The following is a 22,653-nucleotide window of genomic DNA, read 5'->3' as shown; positions in this document are numbered from 1 at the left end:
ATCGTTAATCCATATGGAAAACTTCTGCTAATGAAATAGTAACAGGACTGTTATCAGCATTGGTTTCCATTAAAGGCTCCATGAATTCCCACCATTTCTGGTTGATGGCAGTGCTTGCCATCTTGCTCCATTTTTCCTCATCTTTTATTTCAACATAGCCAAACAGCTTGCTTGACTCTTTATCAAGAAATATCGTGTAGTTTTTTGCACCATGATCATGAAGTGCTGCTACCATTTCCGGCCATATTTCATTATGGCGTTTTTCATATTCAGCATGCTTATCTGGATAAACATTCATAATAAAGCCTTTGCGTATCATACTCTCCATCCCCTTTTTGTAAAGGTTTTCATTTTTGTTGTTTTTTTCTCCTCCCTAATATTAGGGAGGAGTTAACAAACTAGCGCTGAGCTAAAACATCCTGTTCATATGCTTTCACATTTTCCAGCCATGTTTCTCTTACAGGCACATTCATTGTTTCACAATAATAATCCCAAACCGCTCCGAAAGGATATGTCTTGAATTCTTCCATTAATGCTAATCTTTCTGTGAAATTGCCACTTTCTTGCAGCTGTTTTAATTTCTCATTCGGCATCAATAGGGCATTAAGCAATGCCTTAATCATATTTCTTGTGCCGATTGTCCATGCTGCCACACGATTGATGCTTGCGTCAAAGAAATCCAAGCCGATAAGCACCTTGTCAATGGCATTATTGCGGACAATCTCAAGACCAATTTCTTTTAGTTCATCATCAAGTATAACGACATGGTCACTATCCCATCTGACAGGTCTTGATACATGAAGTGCTAATTTATCGGAAAACAGCAGCATCGATGAAATCTTATTGGATACTGTTTCAGTCGGGTGATAATGGCCTGTATCCATCAAGCAGAGCTTATTATTTTTTAAGGCATAGCCCATATAAAACTCATGAGAGCCGACAACATATGATTCAGATCCGATGCCAAAGACTTTGCTTTCTACTGCATCTAAATTGTAGCGTTCATCCGTTTTTTCAGCATAGATTTTATCTAATGATTCCTTTAAGCGGATACGAGGTGTGAGTCTGTCACTTGGAATGTCTTTATATCCGTCTGGTATCCAAATATTTGTTAATGCAGGCGTTCCTAATTCCTTGCCAAAGTACTCTGCAATTTGTCTGCTTTTAATACAGTGTCTGATCCAAAACTCACGGATGTCTTCGTCTGGATGAGAAAGTGTCAGTCCGTCTTCTGCTTTTTTATGAGAAAATAAAGTCGGGTTAAAATCAAGGCCTAATCCTTGCTCTTTAGCCCAAGCTACCCAATTTTCGAAATGCTTCGGTTCAATTTCATCCCTTTCGACCGCTTCTCCGTTTGTTTCTGCATAAATGGCATGCAAGTTTACGCGATGTTTGCCGGGAATGAGCGATAAAGCTACTTCTAAATCACTGCGCAGCTGTTCAGGTGTAGTTGCTTTGCCAGGATAATTGCCTGTTACATCAATCCCGCCTGACAATTCACTTGGATTGGCCTCAAATCCGCCAATATCATCACCTTGCCAACAATGTATGGAAATAGGAATCTCTTGTAACTTTTTCAAGGCTGCCTCTACATCCACGCCCCATTGTTCGTATTGTTTTTTTGCTGCTTCAAAGTTTTCTTTTACTGACATCATTGCGCCTCCTCATATTGTTTGTGCTGCTTCATATCCTTTTACATCAAAAGAATGCTTTATTAACTTCCTCGCTTCATGTATATCCTTTATTTCTCCTAAAGCAATTAATTGCGAAACGATATTGCCGATTGCTGTTGCCTCAACAGGCCCTGCAAACACTTGCTTTTTTGTGGCATCAGCTATGAGCTGGTTCAGCAGTTCGTTTTGACAGCCCCCGCCGATAATATTAATCTTTGTAAATTTCTTCTCGAAGATTTCTTCAATTTCACCAATTGCTGCAACATAGCACTCTACTAGAGAGTCATATACACATTTGGCGATCTCACCTGGTGTTGAAGGAATAGCTTGATTTGTTTCTGCACAGTATTTTTGTATTTCTTCTATCATATTTTCTGGATTTAAAAAACGGTCATCGTTAACATTGACAATCGATGTGAAGTGGCTTGCCGCTTTTGCAAGCTCCACAAATTCAGCAAATGAATATTGATTATCATAATTTCTGCGCACTTCTTGAATCATCCATAATCCCATGATGTTCTTCAAAAACCGGAAGCGGTAGTCAATGCCTCCTTCATTTGTGAAGTTGTAATCCAATGCCTTCGTCACACATATCGGGAACCTGTTTTCTACTCCAATTAAAGACCATGTGCCTGAACTGATATAAATAGTCTCCTCATGTTCCGGCACTGCAATTACGGCAGAAGCAGTGTCATGTGTCGCAGGCAGCACAACCTTTAAGCTGAACCCGAATTCCTCTGCCAACTCTTCTTTTATTTCTCCTAATACGGTGCCTGGTGTTTTGATTTCCTGAAAGATTTCTGGTTTGATAGAAATCGCTTCAAGCAATTGTTTATCCCACTTTTTCGTAAAGGCATTAACAAGCTGTGTGGACGTGGCATTAGTATATTCATTAACCGCTTTACCTGTCAGCAAGTAATGGAAGTAATCTGGAATCATTAAAAATGCAGCTGCTTTATCCAAACTTTCTTGATCTGTTTTCTGAAGGGCGCGGAGCTGATACATCGTATTGAATTTTTGAAACTGAATGCCGGTTTCCAAGTAAATCCTTTCCTTGATGATATGCTCGAAAACCTCCTCCATCATGCCGTCAGTCCGGTCATCCCTGTAAGACACTGCCTCTGTCAGCAGCTCACCGTTATCATCGAGCAGTACAAAGTCGACTGCCCATGTATCAATGCCGATACTTTCCGGCTTTACATTTAAATCACTGCATTTTTTTATTCCTTGTTTTATTTCGACAAAGAGCTGCTCTAAATCCCAGCAATAGTATTGTCCTTTTTTGACAATGCTGTTCGAAAAGCGGTGCACTTCTTCCAAAAACAGTCTCCCCTGTTTTAAAGAACCGAGCATCAGTCGTCCGCTTGAGGCTCCAATATCAACGGCCAAGACAGATTTGTTCATATAATACCTCTCCTTGTTCCCCTTTTGAAAACGTTTCCTAATTAGTATTTTACTGAATGAAAACGCATAATAAAATAACGTTATTTTTCTTATTTGTTGTCCTTAAATTCCTAAATAGAAAAATTAACCACAAAAAAACCGGCAAGTTTCGCTACCTTGCCAGTGCTTTTCTCAGTTCTTTTGGTGTTTTCTTATATTTTTCTTTAAAGATTCGGTAAAAATAACTGATATTATCATAGCCTACTTCTTCCACTACGGTCCGGACAGGAAAATCGGTCGTTTCCAGTAGTTCTTTCGCTTTCGTTAAGCGCTTTTCCTGTATTAAATCTTTAAATGTAAAGCCAGTCGCTTTTTTAATATTTTTACTTAAGCTTGAGCTAGATTGCATTAAGTGATTGGCAAGCTCCTGAAGAGTGCCGCTTTTATAGTGCTCTTCAATATATTTTAATGATTCAACAATAAGGAAATGCTGAGAAGAGGATGAAAGGTTTTTCGTGATTTTATCCGTATTTTTCACAAGCTCAATTAAAAGCAGACCCATATACAGCTTCATTTTTGATTCTGCTAGCAGGGAGTTTGCGTTCTCCTCCTTAATGAGATTTTCAACCAGTACTTGAATTTCCGCCACATCTGCTACAGCATAATATAAATATTGTCCATTTTGCGTGTGATTAAATAAGCTGTTAATTAAAAACTCGGTAATGATATTCTCACCGTTTAAGTATTGAAAGATAAATTGAAAAAACAATGGCTGAATAATGAAATTAAGGACAAGATCATCTTCCCCGCATGCCTCAATCTCATGCTCGATATGCTGATTAAGAAAAAGCAGCTCCCCTTTTTTCAAAATAATGGCGTTATTATCTACCTTTTGCCGCAGTTCTCCCTTCACAACATAATTAATTTCAATATAGTTATGTTTGTGCTTTGGAAAATCAATAAATCTAGTATGTTTCCTAACGGTTATCATTTTGTTTTTATCCAGAAATTTTTCACTTTCAATAATGAAATGATTTTGACTTGTATAAAGGTCTTTCCTGACCTTTTTCTCTTGAGATAATATCTCGGCCTCTTCTTCTGTCAGTTCCATTAATTGCTTTAAAAGAAGTGCATCCATATAAATTCCCCCTGACTTCTCTGTTAGAAGCTTCATTACTATATTACTAACAATCTCAAAGTTTAGGCAATCAAAAAATGAAACCGTTTTACTAAAAAAAAAAAAAAAAAAACAGGACTGATATAAAACCAGTCCTGTTTTAGCTGCGACTATTTTTGAAATGTTTTTAGTTTCACACTTCCAAGCAGCCCTGTTGGCTGCAAGATTCTGTATTGAGAAAGATAGTCTTTTTGGGCAGTTCCAAGTGTATTCGTCACTTCCACTGTCAACAAATTCCGGCCTTTTTGAACAAAGGGAGAAATATCATAAACGTATGGCTTACTTACCTTTACTCCTGCAGAAGAGTCATTTATAAACACTTCGGCAATTTCATAAGCTTCGCCTAAATCAAGCTGATAATCAGTTGAACAATCATTTATGAATAACTCTTTTTGGTATCGAACACTACCAGAAAATGCTGGATACAAAGAAGGTTTAGCGATGTTTGTTAATTCCTCCAACACAAAGCTTTTATGGAAGCTCGGATACTCAGCTGCTGTTGCTAATGAAACCTCCCACGGGCCAGTTATTTCACATTCTCCCGTTTGCTTGCTGGCAGGAACTTGTTGAGCGTCGAGCTGACAGTCGGACACAATCCATATTGCTGCTTCCTGCGGTGCCAAGAATAATGGAATTTCATTTTGAATTGTCTCCACCCAACGAAGGCAATTGTTTTCCCATGGATCATATTTATATAGATAACCTGATTCCTTGAGTGTCACTTTATTGATAATCTCACTATCTGGTGATTCATTAAAAAACATATACACGGTGTTTTCTAAATGACGGTATTGGTAATATCGCAGGTCAGCTGCTGCCTTTTCTAACATAATTTCATAGGCCCCTTCTGCTCTCATCATGCTTGCAAGCTTTTCTAAAGGCACTATCTTGACTTGTTCTGATTCTTCTAGCCATTTTATTTCTTCACTTACTAAATCATCCTCACTTGCTCCAACAGGGAGAGCATTAATAAATATCAGCATTGCTCCGGCGCGAATCAGCTGTGCTGCTTTTTCAAAGAATGCTTTCGGCAGCCGTTCTGCATATGGAATGACTAGGTTATGAAACTCCTCCTGATGTAAGAGGATTTTATTATTTTTCACCTCAGCATTCATAAGCAAGTCTAGTGATACTATATCAAAATCGATTTGATTCTGTGTTAATACCTTTGCTGGTTTTTGGAAAAGCATTGCATTCCCTGACCACTCTGCTTCTGCATGATAAAGAATTAGTGATGTGGCGACATGCTGACCGTCACTTAACAGCTCTGACACCCGATTTGTATAATTCATTAATAAATGCAAATAGCGATGCTGCGGATTGATGCCATGTGCATAAAAATGGGGCGGACAGTCTGCATCTGGAAATGGTGCCATGTCAAAAGAATGGGGCACAAAGTGATTGATTCCTCTAACAAGCATATGGTCTGTCATCCATTTCATCAGATTTAATCCTTCAGACCAGCCGTAGGCTCCGTATATTTCACACATTGTTCTGCCTTTTTTCTGGGAGTCCAAATGACCAAGCGATGCCCCAAGTTTACCTAAGCCATAATGAAAGAATTCTCCGTCCCATCCTGTTGAAGTGAATGTTTTGAAATAGCCTTCATCCATTCCAGGAAGGAGCTGATGTAAGACTACATCAATGCCTGACATACTTTGGCCGCCAAGTGCGCGGAAGAAATGTCCGGCACCATAGCCTAATCTTCCATGTGCATTATTATCCTCTATTAAATGACCAACATATTCTACCCCATGCTCAGTACACCAGTGAGCTAGTTTATTTGTAAAATTTTCTGCATACATTTTTGAAACGAGATTCATATAAGCATGCCTTATTTGATGCTGTTTTTTTGTACCATCTGTAAGGAGCAGAGGCAATAGTTCCTTGGCTGATTTTCCGAATGTCTCCTCCAACAAAGCAACGATGTTTGCATGCCACGGCAGCACCATTTCCGTTTTTCCGATAATAGCATCCGGGCCTTTTATATTGCCGAATCTAGGTTCATCTGTAAAAAAACCAGCAATCGTTGTCCCGAAATACGATGAGAATTTGTCAAAATGAGGCTGATAAACTGTATCTATTAATACTTGGGTGGCATTTGGATCAATTGGATTTAAATAACCTTCTGTTGATCTTTCTCCACCGCTGAAAGTTTCTACTAAAATAAAAATTCGCCAATTGCCTTCTGGAACATCCCAATAAACAACACCATTTTCTAAATGCTTCGTAATATCAACAAGTCTATCGGTATCGACTGTATTGTAATCTATGATTTTTGCAGCTATTATGCCAATAATCTGGTCAGCTGTGTCCTTTTGTCCGTTTATTTCCGCAGTTCCGTCTGTTCCTACAGACAGAATTGAATTTCGGTCCCCACTTGCATGTCTAACGATAATGCCAGCATTTCTTTGCGGGCCATGAAAATCAAGCTGTGTTATTTTTAAAAATTTCTTTCGTAATTCTGGATGATGCTTTATTATTGCCCCGTTTGCATAGCCTGTTGGAAAATGTGCATCATCAAACAACCATACCTTCATGTTCTTTTCCTTAGCCACTTCTAATACGATCTGTAAATCTTTCCACCATCTTTCACCGACAAAATCAGGATGGGGCCGGGGCTCGACGCAAACCGCTCTTATCCCGCTTTTATAAATTTCGTGCATATATTCCTCAATTACTTCCTTAGACTCTCCATGCATCCATAGAAAAGGAAATATATAATTATTTTCTTGCTGCGTTAATAATTTAGTTAATTTTTCCATTATATCTCCCTGCCCTTATCTTTATTAACCATTAATTTAGCTGTTTGCTTTCCAGTCAGAATATAAGTAATAGCTAATGTTACGAAAAATGCTACAAGCGCTGAAATTATATAAGCTGTAAAGCTAGAATCAATCCCTTTTGGATTGATGAACAGTGGTGCAGCGAAAAGTGCATTGCCGCCAAATCCATACATTTTTGCATTCATAAAGGCTGTTATGCCCCCGGCAATTCCTCCACCTATAAAGGCAGCGACAAATGGCTTTTTGTAGGGAATCGCAATACTGTAAATAATCGGCTCCGTTACTCCAAAGAGCCCTGTCATGCCTGTCGAAAATCCTAGTGAGCGATTCGCTTTATCTTTTTGCTTTAAAGCAAAACCAATGGCTGCTCCTGCCAAGGCAAATACAGTTACATTTAAAATGGCATTGATCGGGTCTTCTCCCATTGTTGTAATATTGTTCATTAGAATCGGGATAAACGCATAATGCAGACCAAAGATAACGACCAATTGCCAAAATGCTCCAAGGATTATTCCTGTTATTACTGGGCTTATCCCATAAACTGCTTGTGTACCAGATGCAAGAATATCACTTAAATAAGTCATCAGCGGTCCAATTAATAAAAAGGTTGTAGGTACTGTAATGATGAGAACAAGGAGCGGAGTCAGGAAGAACTTCACCGCATCCGGCACTTTATCTTTTATTCTTTTTTCTATAAATGCTGCCAAGGCAACTGCTGCAATAATCGGAAACACCGAATTTCCATAACTCGCCAGCACAACCGGTATTTGCAGGAACGTAATATGAGCTCCTTCATTGTAAAGAGCAGTAATATTAGGGTAAACGAGCCCTGCTCCAATCGTTGCTGCCACAAATGGATTGGAGTTCAGTTTCATCGCAGCAGAAACGCCAAGAATAATCGGCATAAAATAGAAGAATCCATCTGAAAAAGCGTACAATATTTGATAGGTGCCACTTTCAGTTGATAGCAGCTGAAAGGAAGTAAAACCTGCAAGCAAGCCCTTTATGATACCGGCGGCTGTCATGACACCCATTACTGGGAAGAGAATGCCAGATATGAGTTTAAAAAAGCGATTAAATGCCCCTTCTTTGACTTGACTAGAACGTTCGGTATTTTGTGCAGACTGCTCATGCTCTATCGATAGCAGTTTTATAACCTGATCATATGCTTTCGACACTCCTGTTCCAACAATTATCTGATATTGTCCGCCAGATACAGCTGTTCCTAATACACCTTGTATTTTTTTTATGGCTTCTGTGTTTGCTTTGCTTTCATCCTTCAGCACGAATCGCAGCCTTGTCATACAATGTGTAATGCTTGAAACATTTTCCTTGCCTCCAATTTCAGAAACAACACTTTCTGCCAACTTTGTATAATCCATTTACGCCACTCCTCTATCGGTATATGACCAACTAATTTACCTGCCTTTGCATTACGTTAATTCAGTAATATCGTTATTGGAACCGCTAACAATTTTTATTGTAATGTAAATATATTTATATTAAAATTGCTGAATATAACTACTTACTTTACCAAACTTAACTTTTTAGAAAGAGGTGGAGCATGCAAAAAACTGAATTAATGGAGCTCTTGTTTACTATGTCTGACAGAGAGCTCTATTATAAAACCAATCCAGATTACTATAATTCCTTGTTTGATAGCTGTGACAGCATAGAGCTTAATAACCAAAAAGTATATGTCTTCAAGTTCAACGATCAAAAAAAGGAGAATGCCTATTCTCCGCCTAACCCAACTCTTGAAATTGTTAAGCATTCCAGGTATTCTACTATTCCTTTCCATATTCATGACTATATAGAAATGAACTATGTATATGCAGGGACCTGCACGGCTATCGTCCAGGATAAAGTTATCCCGTTACAGTGCGGAGATGTTTGTATCATGGATACAAACGTGCCTCATACAATCTGTGATGCAGAGGAAAAGGATATTATCATCAATATTCTCATGGATAAAAGCTACTTTACTGCTTCCATGCTCGGACAGCTGTCAAGCAATAGCATTATTTCCGACTTTATATTAGAGGCTATATCACATGATCGCCTGCATAACCGCTTTCTTTTATTTCACTGTCAGAACAGTGATAAGCTAGGCTCACACGTCGAGAATCTGTTATGTGAATTCTACGAACCTAGCTTTTGCTCAAAAGATATTATCAACGCTTATATGGTATTAATCTTTGCAGAAATGCTTCGACATTTTCAAACAGACAATAACAGCAAATCGGCTAATGGGAAACAGAATCCGATATTGGATATCCTTCTATACATGGAGGAAAATTTTCAAAGCTGTACCTTACAAGAGGTAGCACAGCATTTCAGCTTCCATCCCAACTATTTAAGCAGGCTTATTAAAAAAAGTACTGGGAAAAGCTTCAAACAGCTACTTCAGGAACAAAAGCTTAACAAAGCTTCCTATTTGCTAAATCACACATCCATGACAATTGCCGAAATTTTAAATGAAATAGGATATCAAAATCATGGCTTCTTTAATAGAATCTTTAAAGAGAGATATAATGTGACACCTAAAGAGTATCAAAGGAATTTTCACCTTGGACAAAAAAGCACGCCCATTTCTTAAATGTGGGCGTGCTTTTTGATTCCATTATTCTGTCACAATGCATTGTTCACAAGAAACTTCTCACAGTCTTCCACATTTAGCGGCCGGCTGAACAAGTAACCTTGCAATTCATCACATTGGACTTCTTCTAGAAATGCTCTTTGATGTTCGTCTTCTACACCTTCCGCAATAACTTTTACGTTTAATGCCTTTGACATCATTACAATCATTCGGACAATCGCTGTATCTTTCTCGCTTTTTTCCAACGAGGTGATGAAAGACCGGTCAATTTTTAATCTGTCAATCTGAAATTTGCTTAAATAATGCAAAGAGGAATAGCCTGTTCCAAAATCATCAATGGCAATATTAAAGCCCATTTCCTTTAGACAAGCAAGCTTGGACATATTTTGTTCAATTGGTCCCATCGCAATACTCTCCGTTATTTCTAGCTCAATGTTTTTTGGATTTGCACCAGTTTCGTTCATAATCGTCTTTACTAGGTTAACGAAATTCTCTTGCTGAAACTGCAGAGATGAAATATTGACAGCAATTCGTAAATCAGGGAATCCCTTTTTACACCATAGCACAGACTGCCTGCAAGCCTGCCATAAAACACTTTCTCCGATTGGCAAAATGAGGCCTGTTTCCTCAGCTATGGGAATAAACTCACCTGGCGGAACAAGACCGATTCCTGGTCGCTCCCAGCGCACCAATGCTTCCACGCCAACAATTTGACGAGTGTGTAAGGATATTTGCGGCTGGTAATGCAAGATGAATTCATTTCGTTCAAGCCCTTTTCTTATCGAGCGCTCTAATTCCATTATAGACTTCATACTCATGGAGCCATTATATACTTTAAAATGATCTTTACCATTTTCTTTCACATTGTACATGGCCGTATCTGCCTTCATCAATAAAGCATCTAGGTCGCTGCCGTGATCAGGATACATAGCAATGCCAATACTTGGTGTAATATTCAATTCAACATTATTTATAAAATAGGACTCTCGCAAGCTCTTAAGTATTAATTGCGCAAGTTCTTCGATTTTACAGATCTCTGCATTTTCAATCAGGAGCGCATACTCATCACCGCCAATTCTGCAGACAACCCCATTTGGGGAAACGTTGGCTGACAATCTTTCCCCCACTTCCTTCAAAAGCAAGTCACCATAGGAATGGCCAAGACTGTCATTTATATGCTTGAATCGGTCTAAATCCAGAAGGATAAAGGCAAGCTTTTTACTTGAGCAGTTATTCTCTAAAGCCTGTGCAAGCCGCTTTTCCATATACCTGCGATTTGGCAGTCCTGTAACAACATCATGAAAGGCAAGGTATTCCATCGAATTGATAATTTCGACGAGCTTGTCTGTCCTTTCTTTTACCTTCTGCTCTAAACCTTCATTTAATTTGTTTAAATCATCGACTAATCTGTCGTTTTCAAGCAATGTAAAGATTTGCCTTATTATCAGCAGGATAATACTGATGGATAATCCAAGAAAAACCGGATGTGTGCCATACAGCAAATACGTAAAATAGAAGGTCAATATCAATACACCAAAATAGGGAATAATATGCTTTATGTAAATATTTTCATTTTCCTGTGTGTTATTGCGCGATAATGCAAAAGCAGGCGCTGGTTGATGATAGATACCTGAGAGCCCAATTAAAAGGGCTGATAATATCCACATTGGTTCATTAATACTGCCGACAGAATAAGCATCGATCACTTTAAGATAAGTAAAAATCGTGTCTGCGACTATTTGTGTAAGTAAACCAGCAACAAGCAGAAAGGTAGTTTTCTTAGCCAAAACTCTTTTCGATGTATTAAAAAGACTAATTACCCCTACTAGGACAATAAGATCTAATATGGGATAAATCAATTCTGTTAACGAAAAGCTAATATTAGCAGATTGACTGAATAAAGGTCTAATTAAAAACAACCAGCTAAAGGTTACTGCTGCCGACATCGCAATTAAGATATCCAGCAAAAATCTAATAGTTAAAAGCGAACTTTTAATCTGGTTAATCAGGACAAGCAAGGACAAAAAATATAAAATGTTCTGTACGATAAAAAATTTCTCTGCTAATTTACCATAGCCGCTATTATTATTTAAAATAAATTGGTTATAGCTCCAAAGCATTGTGCCGACAAGATAGAACAGCACCCCTAATGCAAGCAAAAGCCAAAAGCTTTTAGCTGAAGTTTTATCTTTTAAAAATGTGGATAGGATCCAATAGATAGATGCACTGCAGGCAATCAACTGGAAGCTTACACCGCCCCAGTCCAGCAGCTGTTGATTGCTGCTGAAGATGATATTCCAAAGGACGTTTGCCACAATAAAAAAAACGATAAAGGAATAGGCAAACCGTTTTGTACTTAGACTAGACATCTATATCTCCATTCTTATTTAAATATCGTTTTTCTTTTTATATCTTTTGGCTGAATCAGCCAAGAAAATTTATCTTTATGTTCATATATCTCTTGTGGATATAGGATAGCAGGAATGACATAATCTCCTTTATAGTATATTTTTTCGCCGGCAGTTTCCAGTGGTATTTTGTAAACAGTTTTTAATGCTCGAAAAAAAACTCTTTCCAACAGAACGACACAATGGGTGATTTGGCGGGATTGTGCGTAATCCACATACAAAGTTAACAGCCTTTCTAAATTTTTGCCGCGATGGTTCTTTAAAATTGCTACCTTATCAATCTCCATAATTTGCTCTAGTTTCAACGATTTAATTTTCTCCAGCTCGTGAAAGGGGAAAACACTGTTAATATTATTAGTCGGATGGAGAGAATATGGCTTAAATTCAATAGTTCCTACTTTTTGTTCATTTGGATCAATTATTAAAAAACGGTCTGCATCCATCTCAGACATTTCAAAGCCATATCCCTTTTCAACCCAGCACTCCATCCAGATTTGATTAAACTCATTAAGCAATGCAAACGAATCAACTTTCATATACACATTACTTCCCTCCCATAAATTACAAGCTTTATGCCTTTCTAGTATGTATGCAAGGTTATTATACTTATTTTTTCTTAAGCTAGTAACGAAAAAAGTGAAAAAAATCTAATAAAATGAAAACGTTTTCCAGTAGGTTCCACAACTGTCAAAAAAGCGGATAATTTTATTGCTGATTTAGACATTTCTTACTTTATTTGGATACGTAAAATTTATTTACAAGAGAATAAAAAAGCTAAGCGGGTATCCGCTTAGCAATTAGACTTTAAGTATCCATTCAAAATATATGGCGAGATAAAAGCTACTCCAAAGATAATCATGAAAATAATGGTGCCAATATATTGTTTTGATCCTTTTATGTATTTCCATTCCATGAATGCTTCGTATCCGAATATGACAAGCAAATATGCCGGCCAGATAAAGGAGCTATCGGCATCCAATATAAACGGCGAGGTACAAACGATTAATATGGCGATGATTACCCTTCCGAATATGTCTGCCTTCTTTCCCTCTGTTTTAGATACCTTCTTTTTTTGAACACCCAACAATTTAAATAGGAGTTTTTCAATTAAGTATACACCTGCCCATACTATGGCAAATAAGATGATATATTTCATGCTGCTTATTATTTCCTCTCTATTTTCTATTGTTTAGCTTAGTCTGCTACAGGTGAATCTTGCTTCTCCCAGTCTGTCGGTCCTTTTAGACGGCACAAATTTTTGCCAATACTCACCGGTTTCTTTATTAAAATAAAAGAATATTATTATCGTTTACTGGAATTACCTCATAGTTTCCTTCTGATTTTAAAGAGCTGGCAATGCCCCAGCAGCCTGCTGCTACGCAAAGTCCTAGAAAAATTATGGAATAGGCCAAAAGATTTTTATGCACATAACAACTCCTTCCTTATTTATCCATTATAACCTTTACAGTTATTAACAGATAGACTTTTTTCTGAGCATGTTTATGAAAAATAAAAAAAGCTGCCAAGCGGCAGCTTATAAAATCATCCTTTTCATATACAGAAGCACTTATTTAATAGGAAGGAATTGCTGCATTCTTTTAGATTACTTAACCGCCGTAATAACCATCTGCTGCCCTCTTTTTGCCTTTACAGTTAAAGTAGCCTTTTGCCCTTGCTTTTCATAAAGGCTGTTGAGGATTCCATCTGTTTCCGGCTTTGCAGCATAAGTAACACCGTCATTTGTAATAAAACGCACGGTGCCGTCTGGACTAATTCCGCCAATTGTCGCCTCCACCTTCAGGAGACTGTCAGAAGATGTAATCGCAGGTATGTTAATAACTTGGCCGACTCGAAGTTTAGTTGGATCAACATTCGGATTTGCTTCTTGTAATAGGGAAACAGAGATTCCATAACTTTTGCTGATTTTATAAAAAGTGTCACCCTTTTTAATAGTATATGTTTTTGTATCCTTTGCAGTTTCCGTATTTTTGACAGCTTCACTCGCTGATGTCTTATTTGCTAAGTAAGCACTGCTTACATAGGCTTTTTTCCCTTTGTAATCGATTGAGGACCAGCCATTTTTGTCTGCTTTCACTGTAACTTTCGCTCCTTCTTTCAATGAGCCAAGTACAGCATCTTTTGTAGACGGGCCGCTCCTCACCCTTAAAGAGTCTGCTGTCACGTATTTAGTCACTGTCTTGATTGTTGTTTCCGATGTCTTAACAGCCGAATCTGCTAAATAAGCAGCGCTTACATAGGCAAGACGGCCATCAATAAGAATGCCGGCCCAGCCGTTTTTAATAAATGAAACTTTGACCGTATTCCCCTGTTTCAGCTTGCCGATAATGCTGCTGTCTGTTGTTGCCTTTGCACGAATATTAAGCACGGTTGCTGTTACTTTTTTGTCTTGCACCTTTGGCAACAAAATTTTATCCCCTTGGGACACAGTGCCATTCACATTTGTAATCGCTTCTGCCGTTACGCCATGAGTAGCTGCAATCTCTGTAATTGTTTCATTCTTTTTCACTTCATATGTATATTCCTGGATGCATGCAGAAGCAGTACTTGCGCCTAATGAAAAGAGAACCGTAAAAATCCCTGTAACTACAAGCCGTTTTGCCGGACTTGCTTGCACCATTTTCCTAACCTTTGCCACATGCTCCATAAAGCTTTCTTTAATGCTTTCCAGAACGGATTTGATATTCCAAGCGTCTCTTATATCTAAGCTTGGAAGATTTCTCTCTAATTCACGCTTTTCCATTCTAGTAGTATAGACAGGTTTGTCTGTATGTCTGTTTCTCCTTAAGACTTTAAGCTCGCCGTCAGCTCCTACTAAACTTGTCATGAATAAAACGACCCCCAATAACTCTTTGTAATATAATATTAAGACATCTAGGAAAAAGAATATATGCGATAAATGGAGGATTCCAACCTATAACTATTTGCCCAAAGATTACCAACCCGTTGTCAATTTACCCGAGGTTTTGCCGAAAAAAACATTATTCTCCCAATCTCCTTCCATAATTAGTGAAAAAACAGTTAAAATGTAATACTTTTGTCATAGTATTATCCTTGATTTTTAATCTTTAATATTTTTTGTCTATGACAAGGTTATTTTCTATATTCGCATAAAATCCCTCTGCTTTTTCCTTATAAAATAGAAAACAGGAGGACAAATTTTGTCCTCCTTCTCTTATTTATCTTGTAAATGCTGCTGGAACTCCACCGTCGACTGTAATCATGCAGCCTGTTGTTTTCTCTGCTTTTGATGATGCAAAATAGCTGATAGCTTCTGCAATATCTTTCGGATAAATGTTAACAAGTAAAGTGGTGCGTTTACGGTAATGCTCATCAAGCTGATCTGGTTCAATTCCGTAGGCTGCCGCTCTTTCTTCACGCCAGCTAGATCCCCAAATAGCAGAACCTTGCAAGACTGCATCAGGCAGTACTGAATTGACGCGGATGCCATATTCTCCTCCTTCGGCAGCGATGCAGCGGGCAAGATGTGTTTCCATTGCCTTGACTGCACTGTATGCAGCTGCGTTTTTGCCTGCATAAACGGAGTTTTTCGAACCGATGAATACCATGCTTCCGCCTAGAGCCTGTTCCTTCATTTGTTTAAATGCTTCTCTTGCAACAAGGAAATACCCTGTGCCAAGCACATTCATATTTAAATTCCACTCTTTTAACGATGTTTCATCAAACGGGCTAGAAGTTGCCAAGCCTGCATTATTAACGATAATATCAACACCGCCAAAAGCAAGAGCTGTCCGCTTGTAGGCAGCTTGTACTGCTTCCTCACTTGTAACATCCATTTTCACTGCAATAGCACGCTCTTCTCCATATGTCTCATTGATTTCTGCGGCTACCTTTTCTGCACCTTCTAAGTTCAAGTCTGCCAGAACAACATGCGCGCCTTGTGATGCGAGCAGCCTGCATGTTTCACTGCCGATTCCGCCAGCTCCGCCTGTGACGAATGCCACTTTACGTGAAAATTCTGCTTCCTTAGGTGCTAGTGATAATTTATATAGCTCTAATGGCCAATATTCCACATTGAAGGATTCATTTTCATTCAAGGACACAAAGTTTCCTAGTGCTGTTGCACCTTTCATAACAGAAATTGCTCTGTGATACAAGGCACCGCTTACTTTAGACATAGCAACGTTTTTGCCTGTGTTAACCATGCCGATTCCTGGTATTAAAATAACGCGGGGTGCTGTTTCAAATATTTGATCTCCTTCATTCTTATTTCTATCAAAATAAGCTGTATAGGATTCTTTAAATGCTGCTATTCCCTCTTTCACTGCTTCCTTCAATGCAGCGATATCCTTTGTTGCTGGGTCCCATTCTACATATAATGGCACCATTTTTGTATGAACTAAATGATCTGGACAAGCTGCTCCGACTTGTGACAATGTTTTTGCATCATGGCTGTTCACAAACTCAAGGACGTCTTCTCCTCTGTCATAAGTTAACAGCATCTTCTTTTCTTCACTAACAGCTCCGCGGATAACTGGCATAACAGCAGCCAAAATCTCTTCAGCATCTTCCACGCTCAGTGAATCATATTTAGCGCCGCCGAATGTTTGTGCTTCGTTTATTTTACTATTAATATAGGATTCTGCTTCATTAATGATAGAAATTGTTTTTTCATAGCTTTCCGAAGCTGTATCTCCCCACACAACTAAACCATGCTTTTCCATTAGTACTAGCTCGGCATTGGGATTGTTTTTTACCCCTTCTGCTATCATTTTAGATAAAGTGAATCCAGGGCGAATGTATGGAACCCAAACAAAGCGGTTGCCGTAAATTTCTTCAGCAATTTGCTTGCCGTTATCTGCACAGCAAAGGCTAATGATTGCATCAGGGTGCGTATGGTCTACATGCTTGAATGGCAAAAATGCATGCAATAATGTTTCAATAGATGCACGAGGATGTTTGCTGTCGATCATGCAGTGTGACAAATATTCAACCATCTCTTCATCTGGCATTTCTTCTTTTTCAATAAGCGGGGTGATGTCGTCTAGTTTCAAACCTGTAAAATTATGCGCTTTCATTGTTGCTAAGTCAGAGCCGCTTCCTTTTACCCACATCACTTCAACTTCACGGCCTCTGAAATCTGTTACGGTTGTTTTCATGGAAGTATTTCCGCCGCCCCAGTTGCAGACAGCCCGGTCTGTCCCGATTAAATTGGAGCGATAAACTAACTCATCAAGTCCACTAGCTAATTGTGCTGCCTTTTCTTCTTGCCATAAGCTTTTTACCATTTTTGTTCTCCTCCGTTTTATCTTTATTTATGTTTGTTTTATCTGTTTTTATTATAACTCACTTTTGTTTATTTTGTATATACTTTTGTTTTATTTTTATTTATTTTTGTTTATTTGTCTTTTACAAGTATATAGGTAGCTTTTATCGGTCCATGGACGCCAACAATAAGATTAAGCTCAATGTCAGCACTGTTGCTTGGTCCTGTGATAAAGTCAATGCAGCTTGCAATATCCTCGCCATCCGCTACAAGCTTGGCAATCGCTGTTGCTGCCTGTGTCATTCGCGGCACAACCGTGCTTTTTGGCACGATTGCGATAAAGGTTTTGGGCAGAAGGCTGACAGATCTGCCTTTATTACGGTTGGAAAATAACAGTACTGTGCCTGATTCAGCCAATGTCATGTCGCTGATTGTAATACCAACATCCGCTGTTTCAGCAGCGTTTATATTTTCTTGCTTTTTGGTGTTATCCCAAATATAAGTGCTAATTCCGTTTACTTTCCATTCATTCTGTTTGATTTCATTAAGGCCGTACTCATTAAAGCGGGGGTCATCATATGTAATTACTGAACGCAATTGATTAGTTTTTAAGATCTTTTCCATTGTTTCAGCAACCTCATCAGCAGATGCCTCTATATAGTCTGTATGGATGACTTCGCATTGCTTTTTCAGCACTTCAGCCAAGTCATCCTGATTGGCGTTTTGCAGGACATTCAGCTGGGGCTTATAGTTCCAGTCAGGTTTTTTAATAGCTTGCCCTCTCGGCCGGTTCAGCTTTTGGGCGATATGGTCCAAAAATGATTCCTTATTTGTGACATTACCCTCCATTATGCTGATCCTCCTGTTTTCTTTTTTGTTTATACCAATCTCGGAATCTTTGTTTGCTTGGTGCCGGCAAGTCGCGGGTATCTGTCCAAAGCTTAACTGGACCAGGCCCGCTTTTAATGCTGTTATCCTTAGTGAATGGTTTGAGAGCAACTGGAGCTGATTTTGTGCCAGCCTGGTAAATGCTCGGATGTTTAACAGCAAACTCATAGCCTTTCATCGCCAGCTTTTCTGCCAACGGGGCCTTCCCTTCATCCTCCACTATTTTGCGGCGATGCTTAATCAGCAATTCATGAAGGGGTATTTTCACTGGACAAGCATCTGTACAAGCAGCACAAAGGGACGAGGCGTAAGGCAGTTCTTTATATTCTTCATAGCCTCCAAGCAATGGTGTCAAAACAGCTCCAATTGGACCGGGATAAATGGAACCATACGAATGGCCGCCAATATGACGATAAACAGGGCAGACATTAATACATGCAGCACATCTAATACAATGGAGCGCACTTTGGAATTCTGTTCCAAGAATATTGGATCTGCCATTATCAACGATAACTAAGTGAAATTCCTCTGGTCCGTCTACATCGCCTTCTTCCTTCGGCCCAGTTAGACCTGTGATATAGCTTGTTAGTTTTTGGCCGACAGAGCTGCGGCACAGTAAGGAAACAAGGATATCAAGCTCCTCCCATGTCGGGACAATTCTTTCCATTCCCATGACAGTGATTTGTGTTTTTGGAAGTGCAGTCACTAGTCCTGCATTCCCTTCATTAGTGACGAGACAGACTGTGCCAGCATCAGCAACAGCGAAATTACAGCCTGTTATCCCTAAATCTGCTGTCAAAAATTCCTGGCGCAGCTGTTCTCTCGCAAACAATGCCAATTCTTCTGGTATTTCTGTTTTTTGGTAGCCTTTCTTTTCCTTAAACGTATCTCTGATTTGTTCTTTATTTTTATGCAGTGCTGGCACGACAATATGGGATGGCGGATCATGGTCATCCAGCTGGAGGATATATTCTCCCAAATCGGTTTCTATCACTTCACATCCGGCAGCCTCTAGTGTTTCGTTTAAATTGATTTCTTCTGTTACCATCGATTTAGACTTCACGATTTTTTTTGCTTGTTTTTTTTCAACAACGCTTTTAATATAATCGTTTGCTTCTTCCTTTGTTTTAGCAAAAAACACATGGCCGCCTCTTTTAGCTGTATTTTCACTGAGTTTTTCTAAATAGTAGTCCAGATTCTCCAGCGTATGTGTGCGGATTTCCTCTCCAAGCTTGCGCCATTCCTCCCAGTCTCCAAGCTCCTCCACTGCTGCAAGCCGCTTGCCTTGCATTCTCTCTTGTGCGGAAGTAACAGCAGAGCGCATAAAGCTGTCTTCCAAACCATCCTTTACTCTTCCGAAAAATGGCTGATCTCCTATTTTCATCGGCATATTATTTCACCTCACTATTTAGAACTTCTGCTATATGCATCACTTTTATTTGTTTACCTTGTCTGTTGATATAACCGCCAATATTCATTAAACAGCCGCAATCAGCACCAATCAGCACATCTGCATTGGCTGCTTCAACCGATTCAACTTTTTCCTGCACCATTTGTTCGGAAATTGGCCCCATCTTAACAGAGAACGTGCCGCCAAAGCCGCAGCAATTTTCACTGTTTGGAAGAGGATTAACTGTTAAGCCGTCAACCTGTGAAAGCAGCTTGCTTGGTGCATCCTTTACTCCGAGCAGCCTCGTCATATGGCATGATTTATGATAAGTAGCACACGCCGGCAGGCTTGCCTTGACATCCTCAACTTTTAAAACCTCCACAATAAATTGCGTCAGCTCATAGGATTTGGCTGCGAGTTTATCTGCTCTTTCCTTCCATTCTTTTTCGTCTTTTAATAAGTGCGGGTATTCATGAAGCATGGCCACACAGGAGCCAGATGGAGCGACAACATACTCTGAAGCTTCAAATACCTTAATCATATGCTTGGCGACTTCCTTTGTTTCTTTGTGATAACCGCTGTTAAAGGAAACTTGGCCGCAGCATGTCTGCTGCTCAGGAAAATCGACTTCACAACCAAGCTTCTCCAATAATTCCACCGTGCTTTTTCCGACATTGGAATAAAACATGTCTGCTAAACAAGTTATAAATATTGAGACTTTCATCATATCTCCAAACCCTTTCTTGTAAGCCTTTTCTTTTTATTATGTTTCTATTATACTACCAACATCTTGTTTTTTCATCTGTTTTTATTTGTTTTTTTGTATTTTTACAAAATAATATGTTTGTATTGTTGTTTTTAGTTTGTTTTATTTGGATTTCAAACACTATCGCTATATGCACTCGTTAATTATTATGATAGCTGCAGAAAAATCAGCCATAAAAAAACCTGCAAACAGTTTGTTTCCAAACTTATTTGCAGGTTTGCATATTTCTTATAGTGTTTTTTCCCAATCCGCTACTTCTTTGCGGACAATTGGTGCAACTTCCTTGCCAAGCAGCTCAATTGCTTTCATAACGTCTTCATGTGGCATACTGCCGACAGGTACATGAAGCATAAATCTAGTTACACCGACATGTTTGCGAAGATGGATGATTTTATCTGCAACTGTGCGCGGATCGCCGACATATAGTGCGCCCTCAAAGCTTCTAGCCGCATCAAAGCTTGCCCTGCTGTATGGCCCCCAGCCTCTTTCCTTACCAAGGACATTCATTGCCTGAGCTGTAGACGGGAAGAATTTATCAGCTGCTGTTTCCGTTGTTTCCGCTACGAACCCATGCGAATGGGATGCAACTGGAAGCCGAGCTGGATCATGACCAGCCTGTGCTGCTGCTCGCTTATACAGCTGCACTAATGGTGCAAATTGCACTGGGCTCCCACCAATTATTGCTAAACATAACGGCAGACCCAAAATACCGGCCCTTACAGCGGATTCCGCATTACCGCCGCTTCCTATCCAAATCGGCAGCGGATCTTGAACAGGTCTTGGATATACGCCTCTATTATTAATAGCAGGTCGATACTTGCCGCTCCATGTTACCATTTCAGACGATTGAAGCTTTAACAGTAATTCAAGCTTCTCGTCAAAAAGCTCATCATAATCCTGCAAATCGTTGCCAAACAGCGGGAATGATTCAATGAACGAACCTCTTCCAGCCATTATTTCTGCTCTTCCGTTTGAAATTCCGTCAAGTGTGGCAAAATCCTGATATACTCTCACAGGATCTGCCGAAGACAACACAGTTACCGCACTTGTCAGCCTAATATTATTTGTTTGTGCTGCTGCAGCTGCAAGAATAACAGCTGGTGATGATGCCGCATAGTCTTTTCTGTGATGCTCTCCTACACCAAAAATATCTAATCCTACCTTGTCAGCAAGAACGATTTCTTCCACAACTTCTCTGATCCGCTCTGCATGCGAGATTGTTTTGCCAGTGTTCGTATCTGGTGTTGTTTCTACGAACGTACTTATTCCAATTTCCATGTAATTGCCCCCAAAAATTTCACTTGTTTTTCCTACAAATTCTTTTCTTTCTTATTAAATCAATATACATATGCTTATTCAACTATTTTGACCTATTCATGTGGAGATAAACGTATACAAAATATCTGCTGTATTGGTGAACAATAAACAGAAGCGCATTTTGCAGATTTAGACTATTTTATTTAGTACAGCTATTGATAAGATACATATATAAAACTTTATATGAGGAATGATTTATTCGTGAAAAATATTGATCATCTTTACTTTGATTATGCTAATGAAAGACATTTAACAGAAGCAGAGAATGAAATCCTTCTGTTTTTAATCCGAAAAAAATTAGAGAACGAAACACTGAGCATCCGCGCTGCAGCACTTGAATTATTTGTGTCGACTACAACAATTATCAGGCTTTGTAAAAAACTGGGGTTTAGCGGCTATAGCGAATTTATTTATCATTTGAATTTAAAGGCAGCAAAGCTTGTAGACATTGATGCTGAATACATAGAAGACATTCATCAGCCTTTAACAGAAGCAGTAAATACATTTAAACAGCATTTTGAACAAACGTTTGATTCATTAAATGAAAAGAGCATTGAGCGATTTTTATCTGTCATCAACGAAAATAACATGATTTATTTCTATGGAGCAGGCTTTTCAACATTATTCGCCAATTACTTAGCAAAAAAACTGGAGCTGTTCGGTTATTATGTATCGAATTCATCGACTAGTGACAGCAGGGCGATATTTCTCAACAATATTGAAAAATACAGGCTGCTTATTATCTTTTCCCGCTCTGGAAACACGGCGAAAGTCGTCGAGAAGGTGGAGATTGCTAAAGAAAGAGGATTAACAACGATTCTATTTACTGGGAACAGTAAAAGTGCTACTGCTAATATTGCCGATATCGTTTTTACTGTTCTTGATCCGACGATAGAATCACAGCAGGAATTTGAAGTTACTTCCTATGAGTCGAATATGTTCATGCTCATTGACCTGCTTTTAGCACTTGCTGTTAAAAAAGGCATTATCACTGAATATTAAAATACTTAAGAATGTAACA

The 22,653-nt window shown here is 38.9% G+C and carries 17 protein-coding genes; 2 read left to right on the top strand and 15 right to left on the bottom strand.

The window, feature by feature from the left end; genetic code table 11:
- Positions 1–4: 4 nt before the first annotated feature.
- The 6 genes from rhaM to LXM54_RS03655 form a co-directional block, all read right to left on the bottom strand.
- Positions 5–319 carry an L-rhamnose mutarotase gene (rhaM, locus tag LXM54_RS03680; RefSeq protein ID WP_233313734.1) on the bottom strand — a complete coding sequence of 105 codons (315 nt, stop codon included), beginning with the start codon at positions 317–319 and terminating at the stop codon, positions 5–7.
- Positions 320–398: 79 nt separating this feature from the next.
- Positions 399–1,652 carry an L-rhamnose isomerase gene (gene rhaA, locus LXM54_RS03675; protein ID WP_233314748.1) on the bottom strand — a complete coding sequence of 418 codons (1,254 nt, stop codon included), beginning with the start codon at positions 1,650–1,652 and terminating at the stop codon, positions 399–401.
- Between the two features lie 12 nt (positions 1,653–1,664).
- Positions 1,665–3,077, bottom strand: a complete 1,413-nt coding sequence (rhaB, locus tag LXM54_RS03670; protein WP_233313733.1) for a rhamnulokinase — start codon at positions 3,075–3,077, stop codon at positions 1,665–1,667.
- Positions 3,078–3,228: 151 nt separating this feature from the next.
- A complete protein-coding gene (locus LXM54_RS03665) occupies positions 3,229–4,194 on the bottom strand; it encodes an AraC family transcriptional regulator (protein WP_233313732.1) in 966 nt (321 codons plus the stop codon).
- A gap of 149 nt (positions 4,195–4,343) precedes the next feature.
- Positions 4,344–6,998, bottom strand: coding sequence for a glycosylhydrolase-like jelly roll fold domain-containing protein (locus tag LXM54_RS03660; RefSeq protein ID WP_233313731.1), 2,655 nt, complete (start codon positions 6,996–6,998; stop codon positions 4,344–4,346).
- Positions 6,998–8,401, bottom strand: coding sequence for a PTS transporter subunit EIIC (locus tag LXM54_RS03655; protein WP_233313730.1), 1,404 nt, complete (start codon positions 8,399–8,401; stop codon positions 6,998–7,000). The genes LXM54_RS03660 and LXM54_RS03655 overlap by 1 nt, the downstream gene beginning before the upstream one ends.
- Before the next feature lie 182 nt (positions 8,402–8,583).
- On the opposite strand from LXM54_RS03655, the gene LXM54_RS03650 reads away from it, so the two are divergent.
- A complete protein-coding gene (locus LXM54_RS03650) occupies positions 8,584–9,618 on the top strand; it encodes an AraC family transcriptional regulator (protein WP_233313729.1) in 1,035 nt (344 codons plus the stop codon).
- 32 nt (positions 9,619–9,650) lie between these two features.
- On the opposite strand, the gene LXM54_RS03645 is transcribed toward LXM54_RS03650, so the two are convergent.
- The 9 genes from LXM54_RS03645 to LXM54_RS03605 all read right to left on the bottom strand — a co-directional run bounded on the left by LXM54_RS03645 (position 9,651) and on the right by LXM54_RS03605 (position 21,593).
- Positions 9,651–11,987: a putative bifunctional diguanylate cyclase/phosphodiesterase gene (locus LXM54_RS03645; RefSeq protein WP_233313728.1), complete on the bottom strand. Its 2,337-nt coding sequence runs from the start codon at positions 11,985–11,987 to the stop codon at positions 9,651–9,653.
- Between the two features lie 14 nt (positions 11,988–12,001).
- Positions 12,002–12,568 (bottom strand): hypothetical protein, encoded by a 567-nt coding sequence (locus LXM54_RS03640; RefSeq protein ID WP_233313727.1) that lies wholly within the window; start codon positions 12,566–12,568, stop codon positions 12,002–12,004.
- 248 nt (positions 12,569–12,816) lie between these two features.
- Complete coding sequence (locus LXM54_RS03635; RefSeq protein ID WP_233313726.1) at positions 12,817–13,182, bottom strand: DUF4181 domain-containing protein; 366 nt, start codon at positions 13,180–13,182, stop codon at positions 12,817–12,819.
- A gap of 447 nt (positions 13,183–13,629) precedes the next feature.
- Positions 13,630–14,871, bottom strand: a complete 1,242-nt coding sequence (locus LXM54_RS03630) for an SH3 domain-containing protein (RefSeq protein WP_233313725.1) — start codon at positions 14,869–14,871, stop codon at positions 13,630–13,632.
- A gap of 352 nt (positions 14,872–15,223) precedes the next feature.
- Positions 15,224–17,314, bottom strand: a complete 2,091-nt coding sequence (locus LXM54_RS03625) for a bifunctional aldolase/short-chain dehydrogenase (protein ID WP_325169554.1) — start codon at positions 17,312–17,314, stop codon at positions 15,224–15,226.
- An 89-nt stretch (positions 17,315–17,403) separates the two neighbouring features.
- A complete protein-coding gene (locus LXM54_RS03620) occupies positions 17,404–18,123 on the bottom strand; it encodes a LutC/YkgG family protein (RefSeq protein ID WP_233314747.1) in 720 nt (239 codons plus the stop codon).
- Positions 18,110–19,549, bottom strand: coding sequence for a LutB/LldF family L-lactate oxidation iron-sulfur protein (locus LXM54_RS03615; RefSeq protein ID WP_233313723.1), 1,440 nt, complete (start codon positions 19,547–19,549; stop codon positions 18,110–18,112). Before LXM54_RS03615 ends, LXM54_RS03620 begins: the two co-directional genes overlap by 14 nt.
- A gap of 1 nt (position 19,550) precedes the next feature.
- A complete protein-coding gene (locus LXM54_RS03610) occupies positions 19,551–20,273 on the bottom strand; it encodes a (Fe-S)-binding protein (protein WP_233314746.1) in 723 nt (240 codons plus the stop codon).
- Positions 20,274–20,543: 270 nt separating this feature from the next.
- Entirely contained in the window at positions 20,544–21,593 is a 1,050-nt protein-coding gene (locus LXM54_RS03605; protein ID WP_233313722.1) for an LLM class flavin-dependent oxidoreductase, read from the bottom strand.
- A 240-nt stretch (positions 21,594–21,833) separates the two neighbouring features.
- Here LXM54_RS03605 and LXM54_RS03600 point away from each other — a divergent pair, with 240 nt between their 5' ends.
- Positions 21,834–22,634: a MurR/RpiR family transcriptional regulator gene (locus tag LXM54_RS03600; protein ID WP_233313721.1), complete on the top strand. Its 801-nt coding sequence runs from the start codon at positions 21,834–21,836 to the stop codon at positions 22,632–22,634.
- Positions 22,635–22,653 lie beyond the last annotated feature (19 nt).

It is taken from the genome of Bacillus sp. Au-Bac7, from assembly GCF_021341655.1.
Lineage (GTDB): Bacteria > Bacillota > Bacilli > Bacillales > Cytobacillaceae > Niallia.
This window is presented reverse-complemented; position numbering and strand designations above follow the sequence as displayed.